12 protein-coding genes and 3 tRNA genes are annotated in these 12,746 nt (G+C 71.9%); 7 read left to right on the top strand and 8 right to left on the bottom strand.

Translation table 11 applies throughout. The annotated features are described in order from the left end of the window. Positions 1-426: 426 nt before the first annotated feature. Together Q2K19_RS12080 and Q2K19_RS12075 are read left to right on the top strand one after the other, a co-directional pair. Positions 427-780 (top strand): PadR family transcriptional regulator, encoded by a 354-nt coding sequence (locus Q2K19_RS12080; protein WP_368046133.1) that lies wholly within the window; start codon positions 427-429, stop codon positions 778-780. 236 nt (positions 781-1,016) lie between these two features. Next, entirely contained in the window at positions 1,017-1,721 is a 705-nt protein-coding gene (locus Q2K19_RS12075) for a hypothetical protein (protein ID WP_302770639.1), read from the top strand. Positions 1,722-1,845: 124 nt separating this feature from the next. Here the strand turns inward: Q2K19_RS12075 and Q2K19_RS12070 are convergent, their stop codons facing one another. Continuing rightward, positions 1,846-2,001: a hypothetical protein gene (locus tag Q2K19_RS12070; protein ID WP_302770637.1), complete on the bottom strand. Its 156-nt coding sequence runs from the start codon at positions 1,999-2,001 to the stop codon at positions 1,846-1,848. Between Q2K19_RS12070 and Q2K19_RS12065 the strand changes: the two genes are divergently transcribed. Beyond that, the gene (locus Q2K19_RS12065) at positions 1,993-2,475 is read left to right on the top strand and encodes a site-specific integrase (protein WP_302770635.1); all 483 of its coding nucleotides are present in this window, start codon (positions 1,993-1,995) and stop codon (positions 2,473-2,475) included. The two genes, Q2K19_RS12070 and Q2K19_RS12065, sit on opposite strands and share 9 nt — an antisense overlap. A 114-nt stretch (positions 2,476-2,589) precedes the next feature. On the opposite strand, the gene Q2K19_RS12060 is transcribed toward Q2K19_RS12065, so the two are convergent. Both Q2K19_RS12060 and Q2K19_RS12055 read right to left on the bottom strand, forming a co-directional pair. Then, positions 2,590-2,662: transfer RNA gene (locus Q2K19_RS12060), tRNA-Arg, on the bottom strand. Between the two features lie 36 nt (positions 2,663-2,698). Then, positions 2,699-2,789 (bottom strand) — tRNA-Ser (locus Q2K19_RS12055). A 134-nt stretch (positions 2,790-2,923) separates the two neighbouring features. On the opposite strand from Q2K19_RS12055, the gene Q2K19_RS12050 reads away from it, so the two are divergent. Continuing rightward, positions 2,924-4,399 (top strand): hypothetical protein, encoded by a 1,476-nt coding sequence (locus tag Q2K19_RS12050; protein WP_302770633.1) that lies wholly within the window; start codon positions 2,924-2,926, stop codon positions 4,397-4,399. On the opposite strand, the gene Q2K19_RS12045 is transcribed toward Q2K19_RS12050, so the two are convergent. Continuing rightward, on the bottom strand, positions 4,360-5,133 hold the full coding sequence (locus tag Q2K19_RS12045; RefSeq protein ID WP_302770631.1) for a CPBP family intramembrane glutamic endopeptidase: 774 nt from the start codon (positions 5,131-5,133) through the stop codon (positions 4,360-4,362). The genes Q2K19_RS12050 and Q2K19_RS12045 overlap by 40 nt on opposite strands. A 145-nt stretch (positions 5,134-5,278) precedes the next feature. On the opposite strand from Q2K19_RS12045, the gene Q2K19_RS12040 reads away from it, so the two are divergent. Beyond that, a complete protein-coding gene (locus tag Q2K19_RS12040; RefSeq protein ID WP_302770629.1) occupies positions 5,279-6,400 on the top strand; it encodes a globin domain-containing protein in 1,122 nt (373 codons plus the stop codon). Positions 6,401-6,520: 120 nt separating this feature from the next. Here Q2K19_RS12040 and Q2K19_RS12035 read toward each other — a convergent pair whose 3' ends face one another. Further along, positions 6,521-8,050, bottom strand: coding sequence for a peptide deformylase (locus tag Q2K19_RS12035; RefSeq protein WP_302770626.1), 1,530 nt, complete (start codon positions 8,048-8,050; stop codon positions 6,521-6,523). Positions 8,051-8,384: 334 nt separating this feature from the next. Between Q2K19_RS12035 and Q2K19_RS12030 the strand changes: the two genes are divergently transcribed. Continuing rightward, a complete protein-coding gene (locus Q2K19_RS12030) occupies positions 8,385-9,167 on the top strand; it encodes an IucA/IucC family C-terminal-domain containing protein (RefSeq protein WP_302772444.1) in 783 nt (260 codons plus the stop codon). A 13-nt stretch (positions 9,168-9,180) separates the two neighbouring features. Here the strand turns inward: Q2K19_RS12030 and Q2K19_RS12025 are convergent, their stop codons facing one another. Next, positions 9,181-10,992 (bottom strand): glycosyltransferase family protein, encoded by a 1,812-nt coding sequence (locus tag Q2K19_RS12025; protein ID WP_302770625.1) that lies wholly within the window; start codon positions 10,990-10,992, stop codon positions 9,181-9,183. 210 nt (positions 10,993-11,202) lie between these two features. Here Q2K19_RS12025 and Q2K19_RS12020 point away from each other — a divergent pair, with 210 nt between their 5' ends. Next, positions 11,203-11,913, top strand: a complete 711-nt coding sequence (locus Q2K19_RS12020) for a class I SAM-dependent methyltransferase (protein ID WP_302770624.1) — start codon at positions 11,203-11,205, stop codon at positions 11,911-11,913. A gap of 67 nt (positions 11,914-11,980) precedes the next feature. On the opposite strand, the gene Q2K19_RS12015 is transcribed toward Q2K19_RS12020, so the two are convergent. Then, positions 11,981-12,514, bottom strand: a complete 534-nt coding sequence (locus tag Q2K19_RS12015; RefSeq protein WP_302770621.1) for a YbhB/YbcL family Raf kinase inhibitor-like protein — start codon at positions 12,512-12,514, stop codon at positions 11,981-11,983. Positions 12,515-12,640: 126 nt separating this feature from the next. Next, a tRNA-Ser gene (locus tag Q2K19_RS12010) sits at positions 12,641-12,729 on the bottom strand. Between the last annotated feature and the right edge of the window lie 17 nt (positions 12,730-12,746).

The raw sequence follows: 12,746 nt of genomic DNA, 5'->3' as shown, positions 1-12,746 counted from the left end.
CAGTCCGCCCCGGTGGCTCCCACGCGTGGCTCCCAGACTGTCAGCTTCGGAATCGCACAAGGGCCCGGTCCCGGCCAGTTGGAACGCTGGCCATGGCGTCCTGAGTGGCCTGGACTACCCCGGCCGGTCCCCCACTTGTGGCCCGCAGTTGGCCCGGCTGCCGCCTCCGTCCGGACGCGGCTTCGTCATCGGCTCGTAGACATCGGCTCACCGGTCACGATGCCGTAGCTGGGCCGAACCAAGAACATTGCGCCGACCGGAGCGAAAGCCACCATCGATCATTCGTTCCAACAGGACGACACGTGCCAGGCGCTTTTCATAGCGGGCATCCGGTAGCAAGCTCGCCGCAGCACCGTACGGCGGGCCGAGGTGGCGGGCCTGAGCGTGACACTCCCACCTTGCCGCGCCAACCTTGCCATACTCATCGTGACTGAGTATTTTGTCGTCATGACTATCCGCGAACAGAGCTATTTTGCGCTCGCCGCGCTGATGGACGGCCCACTGCACGGATACGCGATCATCAAGCGCGCCGAGGAGTTGTCGGGCGGTCGGGTACGCATGGCGGCCGGCACGCTCTATGCGGCGCTGGACCGGCTCAGCGCCGAAGGGCTTCTCCGCGTCGTCGACGAGGAGGTAGTCAACGGTCGGGCCCGGCGCTACTACAACCTCACGGACGAGGGCGTTGCCGTGCTTCGCGCCGAGGCCGATCGGATGATCCAGGCTGCGCGCGTCGTAACCGACCGGCCGGCGCTGCGCGTTCGGGCGGTGAGGCCGGCATGACTCAGAAAGTACTTGAGGCGCGGTACCGGCTGCTGCTGCGGGCGTACCCCAGGCCCTACCGACGTGAGCGCGGCGCTGAGATGATCGGCACGCTCATGGAAGCGGCCGGCCCTGATCAGCGGCGCCCGACGGTGCGGGAGGGAGCGATGCTGGTCCTACGGGGATTGCAGACCCGTGCCAGAACGCACGACGCGCGTTCGACAAGCCAAAGGTTCCGTGGGTCGCTACGGCTGGCTGTGCTCCTGCTGCTGGTGTATGCCACGGCGGGCAGCCTGGCCGAGACCGGCCGAGTCCTTCCCCGCATGGTCACGGACGGCGTGGAGTACCCGTCTGAGCTCATCTATCCACTGGTGACCGTCATCGCCGCCTCGGCGGTCGTCGCGGTAGCCGGCGGCCGATACGTACTGGGCCTGCTGGCCACGCTTAGCGCGCTCGCCGCCGCGCTGGTCGTTCTGCGCCTGGTCTTGGTCGGCGTTGACAGCGTCACCGGTGAACGCCATTATCCACCGCTTGAGCTCATCCGTGCCGTCGCCATGACTGACTCAACCCTCTGGCCGCTGCCGCTCGCCGCGCTGCTGATGGTGCCGTTAACTCTCTGGCCAGCGCCGGGCACGCGGCGGTTCGTGGCCTGGCTGCTCGCCGTGCCGGTCGCAGTGTTTCTGCTACCGACGGACTACGACGTGACGATCGGCCTGCAACCGGGGGCCACTGTTGTCGTGATGGCCGGTTTCCTGCTGTGGGTTGCCGTCGATGCCCGGGCCACCATCGCGGCCGGGGTGCTGCTTATCCCACTGATCATCGCCATGCTGTCGCTCAGAGCCCTGGGCGCCTGGGGTCAGCCCGGGGTTCTCGGCGCCACGTGGTTCTGGACACTCGTCACCGGAGCCATCGCCCTGCTAACCGCCGGCGTCCTCGGCCTCCGCCGCCAGGCCCGCGCCTAGCCAGGACCCACGCCACATCGGTCCGTCGTTGACCCCCACCTGAAGCCCATCTCCGCCGTGAGTCCGCACATCGGAGGCGTGGGTCTTTGGTGATCACTACAGCATCTTGGTCAGCGATCAGGCGCTAGACACGGTACTTGACCGGCATCTGCTGGCGCAGCTGCGCCCGGGTCTCGTCGTCCAGCTTGATGCCCTGCACGAAGTAGCCCCCCTCGGTCTTGTACAGCGCGGGGCACCCGCCGCCGCCTGAGGTGGCGTCCTTCCACAGGCGGTGTCGCACAGCGTCAAGCGGATCAAGGAGCGCCATCCGGCGGCCGGCCGGCGAACCTGCCTGGTAGTCAGCGAACTCAAGACCCGCCGCTCACGGCGAACCCTCTACCTCACACCCCAGCTGGTGGAGCTGCTGCGCCGGCACCGGGCTCGGCAGGCTGAGGAACGGCTGGCAGCCGGCGAGGCATGGCAGGACCACGGCCTGATCTTTCCGAGCGAGGTTGGCACACCGCTGGATCCGGACAACTTCTCCCATCGGCTTTCGGCGCTGTGCAGGCGCGCCGGACTCGGGCATTGGCACCCGCACGAGCTTCGCCATTCCGGAGCCTCATTGATGCTGGCTCAGGGCACCCCGCTGCACGTCGTCTCGGAAGTGCTCGGACACACGTCAATCGCGATCACCAAGGATGTGTACGGGCACCTGATGAAAGGCGACCGCCGCTCGGCTGCGGAGGCCATGTCCCGTGCCCTGTTCGGGCAATGAGGGCGTCGTGGCTCCCAGCGTGGCTCCCACGAGCGTCCAGGCGCTGATCTCGGCGGATACGAAAGAACCCCCGAGCCTGCCGTTCTGGCGGGTCGGGGGCTTTCTCCTGCTCTGTGCGCCCGAAGGGACTCGAACCCCTAACCTTCTGATCCGTAGTCAGATGCTCTATCCGTTGAGCTACGGGCGCTTGTTGCTCGGCCAGTCTACACACCCGGCTTCCGCGCGGAGACTCCGGGATTCGAACCCGGGAGGGGCTTTAAGACCCCAACCGCATTAGCAGTGCGGCGCCATAGACCAGACTAGGCGAAGTCTCCCTGGTGGCCCGGAGACCACCGCGCCCGAGGATACAGGTCGACAGCCACCCGGGGCAAAGCGACTACCGATGGAGGTCGCACCCCCGGTGTTTCCGCCGTGTGCGACGTCACGTCCACGGCTAGGCTCCATCGATATGCAGGAGCAGCCGCCGAGCGATCCGCCCCGTCGCGAGCCCGCCGCCAGCGCCCGGCGGAGCCGCTCCACGAAGCCGACCTTCACCCCGCCGCCCACGCCCGAACCGCCCGTCGAGGCCGACGCCGGCAGCGGAACGGCACCCCGGGCCCGGCGGGCCAGGGTGGCCCCCACCGTGCTCTTCCAGCCGCCCGACCCGGCCCAGGCCGCCCCGGCCGCCGACCGGACACCCGAGCCGCCCGCCGCCGCTCCCCGGCCACGCCCGCCCGCGGAGACCGCCGCCGCCGAGCCGCCCGCTCGCCGGGCCGATCCCCAAGCGGCGGACACCGGCCCGGCCGACCCGCTGGCCGAGGAGACCCCGAAGCCGGCCCACCGCGCGCCGGCGGCCGCGACGAACACGAAGACGACCCCGACGAAGAAGGCCGCCTCGACCAAGGCGGCGACAGCGAAGAAGGCGGCACCCGCCGAGGCGGCGACACCGATCGAGCCGGCCACAGCGGCCAAGAAGGCGACGGCGGGGAAGGCGGCCACCGCCGGCGCCGAGGCTCCGGAGGAACCCCCGGCTGCGGCTCGGACCCGGCGGGTGACGAAGACCACGAAGGCTGCGCCCGCCCGGAAGACCGCCGCGACGAGGAAGACGGTCGCCGCCGAGCCGCCAACCGCCGGGCAACCGGACGCCCCGCAGCCGCCTGCCGCCCTCTCGACGGAGACCGCCACCGGGCCGGACACGCCGCAGACGACGAGGGCTGCTCAGCCGGTGATCATCGCCTCGGCGAGCCAGGTCATCGCGGAGTCGGGGCGTACCCCGGGGGAGGGCTGGCGGGCGGTGGGCGCGCGCCTGCTCGACCACCCGGGCTTCGCGCCGGAGCTGCTGGCCGTCGCGGCGGTGGACACCCTCGGGCCGCGCGCCGAGGACTGGGTGCGGCGGGCCCGTGGGGCCTACCCGGCGGCGGACGCCGACGGGCTGGCCCGGCTGGTGACCCGGCGGTTCGTCCGGCTGGCCGGTGCGGGTGGGGCGCTCGCCGCAGGCGCCGGGCTGCTGGCACCGGTGGCGGAGCTGACCGCGGTGCTCTGGACCCAGGCCAACCTGGTGCTGCACCTGGCGGCGGTCCACGGCCGGGATCCGGGTCATCCGGACCGGGTGCCCGAGCTGCTGGTGCTGACCCAGGTGCACCCCGACGTCGGGACCGCCCGGGCGGCGCTGGACGCGGTCCGATCGGCGGGCGCGCCGGCCGCGGGGCCGTGGCCCCGGGCGGCCGAGGCGGCGTGGCGGCTGGCGACGCCGCTGGCCGCGCAGGCCGGCGGTTGGCTCGGGTTGCGGCTGGTGTCGCGGCTGCTGCCGGGCGCCGCGCTGCTCACCGCCGCCGCCGGCGACGCGGCCGCCACGGAGCGGCTGGCGGCGCGGGCGGTCGTCCTCTACCGGCCGGGCCGCGCCGGTCAGAGCCAGCCGAACCAGGACCGGGGCAGGAGCGCATAGCCGACGAAGGCGATCACGTCGAGCAGGGTGTGCGCGACGATCAGCGGGGCCACCCGCCGGGTACGCAGGAAGAACAGGCTGAAGATCACGCCCATCACGGCGTTGCCGACGAACGCGCCGAAGCCCTGGTAGAGGTGGTACGAGCCGCGCAGCACCGCGCTGGCCGCGACCACCGCGCCGAGCCGCCACCGTAGCTGCCCGAGCCGGGTGACCAGGTAACCGACCACGATCACCTCCTCCAGCACGGCGTTCTGCACGGCGGCGAGGATCAGCACCGGCACCGCCCACCAGAGGTGCGGCAGGGCGGCCGGGACCAGGGTGGCGTTGATCCCGAGCTGTGCCGCCGCCCAGAACAGCGCCAGCCCGGGCAGGCCGATCAGCGCCGCCAGGCCCGCGCCCCGGGCCAGGTCCGACCCGGGCCGGCGCAGGTCCACCCCGAGCGTCCGGGCCGGGTCGCCCGGGTCGCGCGCCAGCAGGTGTACGGCGAGCAGCACCGGCAGCAGCGCGAAGCAGATCCCCAGGAGCTGGTACGTCAGGTCGAGGTAGGGCCGGGCCGACGCCGACGTGTTGAGCGAGGCGGTCTGCTTGGCGAGCGGGCCGGCGGCGGTCAGCTTGGCGATCAGCGAGACCAGGGCGTAGACCGCCGACTGGCCGAGGGAGAGACCGAGCACCAGCAGCGTCTCGGTGCCCAGGGTCCCGCGGGACACCGGGCGGGTGATCTCGTCAACCGTCACCGGACCACTGTGCCGCACGTGGGGGCCGATCGACACCGGCTCGGGAGGAGGATGAGCCGGTCGCACATTCTGTGCGACCACCACGCACGCTCCGTGGAGATTCTATGAGGGCCGATCCGCCCGTGAGGAGAAGGAGCGTGCCCCCGTGGAGAACTTCGCGCGGCTGCTGAAGGAGAGCTGGGCCCTGGTGGAGGACGACCGGGACCAGCTCAGCGGCCACTTCTACGCCCGGTTGTTCCTCCTCGACCCCGCGCTGCGCGGGCTGTTCCCGGTGCAGATGAACGGGCAGGGCCACCGGATCCTGGACGCGATCGTCACCGCCACCCAGACGGTCGGCGATCCGGAGAGCTTCGACGGGTACCTTCGCGCGCTGGGTCGGGACCACCGCAAGTACCACGTCGAGGCGGCGCACTACGAGACCATGGGGGTCGCCCTGCTGGACGCGCTGCGCAGCACCGCGGGGGACGGCTGGAACCTGGAGTACGACCAGGTGTGGCGGGAGGCGTACGCGAGCATCTCGGAACGGATGCTCGCCGGCGCGACGGCGGACGAGAACCCGCCGTTCTGGCACGCCGAGGTGCTGACCCACGAGCGGCACGGGCCGGACACCGCCGTACTGACCGTCCGCGCCCTCCAGCACCCGCTGCCCTGGCAGGCCGGTCAGTACGTCAGCATCGAGGTGCCCCGCTACCACCCGCGGGTGTGGCGGACGTACTCGGTGGCGAACGCCCCGAACGACGACAACGTGCTGGAGTTCCACGTCCGGACGCCGGCCGGCGCGGCGGGCTGGGTGTCCGGGGCGCTGGTCCGCCGGACCAAGCCGGGTGACCTGCTACGGGTGGCCGCGCCGATGGGGTCGATGACGCTGGACCGGACGTCCACCCGCGACGTCCTCTGCGTGGCCGGCGGGGTGGGGCTGGCGCCGATCAAGGCGCTGGTGGAGGAGCTGACCGGCTTCAACCGGACCCGCTGGGTGCACGTCTTCTACGGGGCCCGCCGGCCGGCGGAGCTGTACGGCCTGCCCGGCCTGGAGGAGTTGGTGACCGGCCACCCGTGGCTGTCGGTGACCCCCGCGTGCAGCGACGACCTGGAGTTCGACGGCGAGTTGGGCGACATCTCCGACGTGGTCACCCGGTACGGCCCGTGGACCGCGCACGACTGCTACGTCTCCGGCTCGGCCCCGATGGTCCGCGCCACCCTGCGCGCGCTGGCCGCGGACGAGGTCCCGCCGGGCAACATCCGATACGACACCTTCGGCAACCTGTAGGCCTTTCTCCCCCCGAGCCGGGTCGCGTGCCCCTGGCCCCTGGGGCACGCGACCCGGCCCCCGTTCGCCGGTGCGCGGGCCGGACCGGCAACCGGTCCGCGCACCGGAACCCTCGGCGGGTCAGTAGCGCCAGGGGCGGCCGGTGTGGCGGTATTCCTCGACCGGCACCAGGGGCACGCCCGGGGCCATCCGGTCGACGTAGAGGCGCCCCTCCAGGTGGTCGATCTCATGGGCGACCAGGCGGGCCATGGCGTACTCGAAGGACGTGATGACCCGGCCGCCGTTCCACTGCGCGTGCTCGACGTCGATCCGGAGGGGCCGGGGCACCAGGCCGCGGTGGTCGAAGAAGGAGAGGCAGCCTTCGTACTGCTCGTCGGTCTCGCCGGCGGTGTCGACCACCCGCGGGTTGAGCAGGACGACCGGCTCGGCGGCCCGGTCGGCGGGGCGGACCAGGGCGGCGGCCCAGCCCAGCCCGAGCTGCGGTGCGGCGATGCCGACCCCCTTGTTGAACGGGTGCAGCTCGTCGAGGCGGGTCAGGGCGGCGGAGAGCCGGTCGATGACCTCCCGGGCCGCGTGTTCCTCGCGCGGCAGGTCGAACTGACGGGCGGGCTGGCGGAGCAGGTCGTCGCCGCGTTGCACGATGCCGATGCCGCGCATCCGGTCGCTCGCCCGGATCCGGACGCCCGGGCCGGTGCCGTCGGGTTCGGCGTCCGGGGGCAGGCCGCGGAACCGCCACTGGAGCCGGTAGCGGGCGTTCAGCGGCGGGTCGTCGGTGGCCCAGTCGAAGATGGCCCGGCCGCTCCGGTCGTGGCGTTGGATCGGGGTACGCAGCGGCCCCTCCTCGGAGGAGAGGGAGGTCTCCATCCCCCACACCTTCGGGTCGAGGTCCACGGGCAGGTCGAGCCGGACGGCGAGGTGGCGGGTGGGCAGGCGGACGGCCCGCTGGAACCAGGGGCCCCACTTGTCCCGGCCGACCCGGTACGCGTACTCGATGGTGACCCGGTCGCCGGGGTAGAGCGGGAAGCGTCCCTCGGTGTTCTCGAAGAGCAGCCAGATCTCCTTGGACGCGTCCCGGTCGTGCTTGGCCCGCCAGTGCATCGGCTCGCGCCCGCCCCCGTCGTCGCGGTACGCCGCCAGTTGCAGCTCGGCGAAGGTGAGCGGGTGTTCCCGGTGGTGCCGGTTGGAGCGGCCGGGGTCGTTGGGGTAGCGGTCCACCGCGACCCGGATCAGGTAGCGGGTGACCGGCTCGGTGCCGGCGTTGTAGAGCTCCCGCCGGATCACGCAGTGGTAGCCCTCGTCGGTGTGGGTGAGGGTCGCGGTTTCCCGCTCCACCACCAGCCCGGTGCCGGGCGGCAGCCACTGGCCGGGGACGGGCGGCTCGCGGTGGGCCCCGCCGGAGCGGCCGTGCCGCAGCTCGTCGTACTCCCGGAAGCGCTGCCAGATCGCGCCGCTGGCCTCCAGGACGGCCTCGGCGCGGCGGGCGAAGTCCTCGGTGGGCCGGTGCCGGCGCCCTTCGACGTGGCTGACGTAGGACGGGTCGAAGCCCATCAGGGTCGCCAACTGCTTCTTGGACAGCCCACGGCCGGTGCGGTGCCGGACGAGTTCAGCCGCGAACGACTCGGCGGCACGCTCGATGGGGGAGGTCGACATCGGCTTCCTCGTATGCGGGAAGACCATTTTCACGCTCGGTGGCCGAACGTGCACGGAAACTGCCTCGTATTCGACATTCACCTTGACAATTCAGCGGTGATCATCGATGCTTGCGCCGCCGCCGGCCCGCTCCGGCGGCGTTTCCCGCCCGCCCGGCCGGGTAGTACGCGGCACGCGGCCCCGTCCGGCGGAGTGACCGGGACCTCTTCATCCACCCCCTGACCCGACTTTCCCCGGACCACGAGCTGTGGTTAGGCTAGCCTTAGTTCGATCGGGCGGCGGACGCCGACCGGCGGGGACCACCAGACAGGGGACGGATCAGGTGACAGCGGTGATGCCGAGGCGGGACACCGCCACGCCGCTCGCCCCGGTGACCACCACCCTGCGCGCCATGTTCGGCACCGACGACCTGCCCGGGCTCGCCCCCGGCCTGCTGGTCACGACCGACGAGGCCCGCTGGTCACCGGCGACCCGGCTGGTCGACGGCACGCTGCTGCCCGAGTTCCTGCGGGCCGCGACCCGGCGCTTCGGCGGCACGCCGCACGCCTGCGCCGCGCTGGCCTGGAAGTCGTACAGCTACTGGACCGCGCTGCCGGTGGTGCTCGGCTGGGCGTCGGCCCGGCGGGTGCCGCTGCTCGACCCCGCCGACGTGCTGGTCCACTTCGAGGACCATCACCAGCTGCTCACCCTGGGCCTGCGCAGCTCGACCACGATCGCCGTGCTGCCCGGTGACCCGCTGGCCCTGGCCGGTCACCCGGACGTCCGGGTGGTCGCCGACGAGGCGGCGCTGCTCGACGCGCTGCGCGCCTCGCTCCTCGACGCCCACTTCGCCCCGCTGATCGCGGCCATCCAGACGGAGGTCCGGCTCGGCACGCGTACGCTGCTCGGCTCGGTCGCCTCCGGCATCTCGCACGGCATCCTGCGCGCCTCGGACGCGCTCCCCGGCTCCGCCGCCGCCAGCATCGGCACCCTGCTCGACGCCCTCGACCTGAGCGACCTGGTGGAGCTGGTGCCCGGCCCGGCCGGTGAGCCGACGGTGCAGCGGCGTACCTGCTGCCTCGCCTTCACGCTGCCCCGGCCGAAGATCTGCCAGGGCTGCTGCCTTCGCCCGGCCTGAGCCCGCCGCCCGCTCAGTCGACCAGCGGCCGGACGTCCCAGAGCCAGACGCCGCCGGTGAACCTCGGCTCGAGGCCGGTCAGCTCGGACATGCCCCGCGCCAGCGCATCGGCCTGCCGCACCCGGGGGTCGAGGATCACCGCGCCCGCCCGCCAGTAGCGCAGGTCGTCCACGGCGGCCACCCGGTCCTGCGGCGTGATCGGCGGCACCCCGCCGGTGGTGCGGATCGTGTGGAAGAAGGTGCTGGTGGGGCGGGGCGGCGCGGAGAAGAGCGCCACCCGGCCGGCGCCGGGCCGGGTGTCCGGGTAGAGGAAGTAGCCCCGGGCCAGCGGCATCGCCAGCCGGGTCTCGGCGGACCAGCGCAGCGGGTCGGCGTAGGTGGTGTCGGGCAGCGGCAGGGTCACGACGCTCCGCCCGCCGGCCAGGTAGGGCCGCCAGGCCCCGGAGGTGACGAAGGCGGGCGTCGGCTCGAGGCGCACCGCGGGGAGCGGGGTGGGCAGGATCGGCAGCAGCGCCATGGTCAGCACGGTCGCGGTGGCGAACCGGATCTGCGGGCGGGCGGCCGGATGGCGACGGGCCAACCGGCGGGCGTGGTCCGCGCCGAGCGCGAGCAGGATCCCGATGATCGGGGTGAGCGCCAGCGACCAGCGGGTGGGCACCACCGAGTGCAGGATCGGCAGGTCCTCCAGCACGGCCCACGGGCCGGGGATGCCGGTGTCGTGCCCGTCGAGCCGGATCTCCCGGCCGAGGGAGAACAGGGCGAACACGAGGCCGACCGCGGCCAGGCCGAGCACCACGACGCTGCGCCGCAGCCACCACACCAGCGCGACCACCAGGACGACGAGCGGCCAGCCGAAGAAGGCGTTCTCCTCAGTGGCGTTCTTGGCCAGCCAGACGCTGCCCCGGGCGTCCCCGGCCAGCGACTCCCGGGACCAGGCGACGAACGAGGCGAGGTCGGTGCGGTAGCCCCGGATCAGCCGGGACAGTCCCTGGTACGCCCCGGGCCCGAAGAACTGCACGTACAGCGGGTAGGCGAGCAGCGCCCCGGCGACGACGGCGGCCACCCCCAGTCCGGCGCAGAAGGGTCGGGCCGCTCGGCGCGTCTCCGGTCGACCGATGGCGAGCGCGGCCACCACCACGCCCAGCCCGATCGCCGTCATCAGCAGGATCTCCAGGTTGAGGAACGCCTGCCAGACGATCAACACCCCGAGCAGGACGCCGTTGCGCAGCCAGCGGCGCGGTCGGGCCAGCCGCAGCGTCCGCCAGACGATCAGCGGCACCACGAACTGGCCGACGATGTTGGGGTGGGCGTTGGCGTGCGAGACCATCGCCGGCGCGAAGGCGCAGAATCCGGCCCCGAGCCAGGCCGGTGCCCGGGCGCCGATCAGCACCCGGGATAGGACGAAATACCAGGCGACGCCAGTGGCAGCCATGCCGAGGGCGAGAAAGACCAGGAATGCCTTACTCGGGCCGAACAGGACGGTGATGGGCGTCATTGGCAAAGAAATGGATAATACGGACGTATTTGCCATGAGATTGACGCCGTCCGGCACATTCATCCGGTCCGACGTGAAAGGGTAGGCAAAATCGGTCACGACCCGTGCACCATGCGCCATCATCCACTCGAACTGCGCCTGGTCGGTGCGGTTGTCCCGCACCCCGGCGTCGGGGTTCGTCCAGAACCGGGCGGTCACCCAGAACGCGAGCAGCACGAAGCTGAGCACGGCGGCACCGTCGATCCACCGCTCCCGCCCCGGCCGTTCGCCCTCGTCGGGCCCGCCCTCGACGGCGTCGCCCCGGCCGGCGTCCGATTCAGGAGTAGTCATGACAATTCAGAGCGTAGTCAGGGTATGGCAGGGACGTGACATGTTTCTGGGTACTGGCGTACTATGTGCCGGGTTCGCCGACCGCCGATCACGTGCCCACCCCCGACCGCAATTCGGCCACCCCCGGTGCCCCGATTCCCTTGCCATCCATCCGGATGGTTGACTCTGTCGGTCCAGGCGCGGGTCAGTCATATCGTGAGGAATCGACGCATGGCAGAAATCACTGGGGATCAGCGCGTCCAGTCGGAGGTGCTCGAGGGCCTGGCGACGGCGGTCAACCACCGCAGGTGGTTCGTCGAGCTTGCCGTGCCGTACCTCGGTGACAACCCCATCGAGATCGGCAGCGGGCTGGGCGACTACGCCCTGGAGTGGTCCGAGCACCTGCCCCGGATCACCGCGACCGAGGCGGACCCGGACCGGCTGGTCCGGCTCAAGGAGCGGCTGGCCGACCGACCGGGCATCGAGGTCCGGCAGATGCTGCTGCCGCACTCCGAGCGCGCCGACTACAGCGCGGCCGTCTCCTACAACGTGCTGGAGCACATCGACGACCACGTGGGCGCGCTACGCAGCATGCGCGACCTGGTCCGGCCCGGCGGCGCCGTGATCATCATCGTGCCGGCGTTCCAGTTCGCGATGAGCCCGGCCGACATCGCCACCGGCCACGTCCGCCGCTACACCAAGAAGACCCTGGCCGCGGCGATGACCGAGGCCGGGCTCACCGTGGAGAAGATCCACTACGCGAACGCCCTCGGCCTGATCGGCTACTTCATGGCCACCAAGGTCTTCCGGCTGATGCCGAAGGAGGGCCCGATGGTGAAGGTCTACGACAGCCTGGTCCTGCCCGCCACCAAGGCGGCCGAGCAGCGGCTGCGCCCACCGTTCGGCCAGTCCGTCTTCGCCGTCGCCCGCGTCCCGGCCTGAGCTGACTGGCAAGGAAGGGGCCCCGGCTGACGAAAGGCGACAGCCGGGGCCCCTTCCTGACAGCCGGTCACTCCTTGATCTGGTACGTCGGGCGGATGACCGCCCGGGCGAGGGTGTGGAACGCCAGGTTGAAGCCGACATAGGCCGCGCTGGCGCTCGGGCCGACGTCCAGGCGCTCCACGTCCACCGCGTGCACCGCGAAGACGTACCGGTGCGGGCGGTCGCCGGGCGGCGGGGCCGCGCCGCCGTAGCCGGTGTCCCCGTAGTCGTTGCGGATGCTGAAGGCGGCGCCCAGGTCGCTCTCCTTCACCCCGGTGGGCAGCTCGGTCACCGAGGTGGGCACGTCCACCAGCACCCAGTGCCAGAAGCCGCTGCCGGTCGGGGCGTCCGGGTCGAAGCAGGTCACCACGAAGCTCTTGGTCTCGTCGGGGAAGCCGGACCAGGACAGCTGCGGGGAGACGTTCTCGCCGCCGGCGCTGCCGTGCGCGTACCGCGCGTCCATCGGCTCGCCGTTGTGCACGTCGTCACTGGTCAGCGTGAACGACGGCACCGTCGGCAGCAGCTCGTACGGGTCCGGGGCGATCGGTCGTTCCAGGGTCATCGAAACGGTCCTTCCGGGTGCGCGCGAATTCCTGCGCCCCTTCATACCCCCTCCACGGGCCAGAAAGAACCGGAAGCGCGCCGTGTCCGGATCCGCAGCCGCCGACTGCGGCGCGAACAGGGAGTGCGGAGGGTGTGGGATTCGAACCCACGAAGGACATCGCTGCCCTTACCGGTTTTCAAGACCAGCGCCATCGGCCACTAGGCGAACCCTCCCGGACGCGTCCCCGCGG

This window comes from Micromonospora sp. NBRC 110009 (assembly GCF_030518795.1).
Taxonomy (GTDB): Bacteria; Actinomycetota; Actinomycetes; order Mycobacteriales; family Micromonosporaceae; genus Micromonospora.
This window is presented reverse-complemented; position numbering and strand designations above follow the sequence as displayed.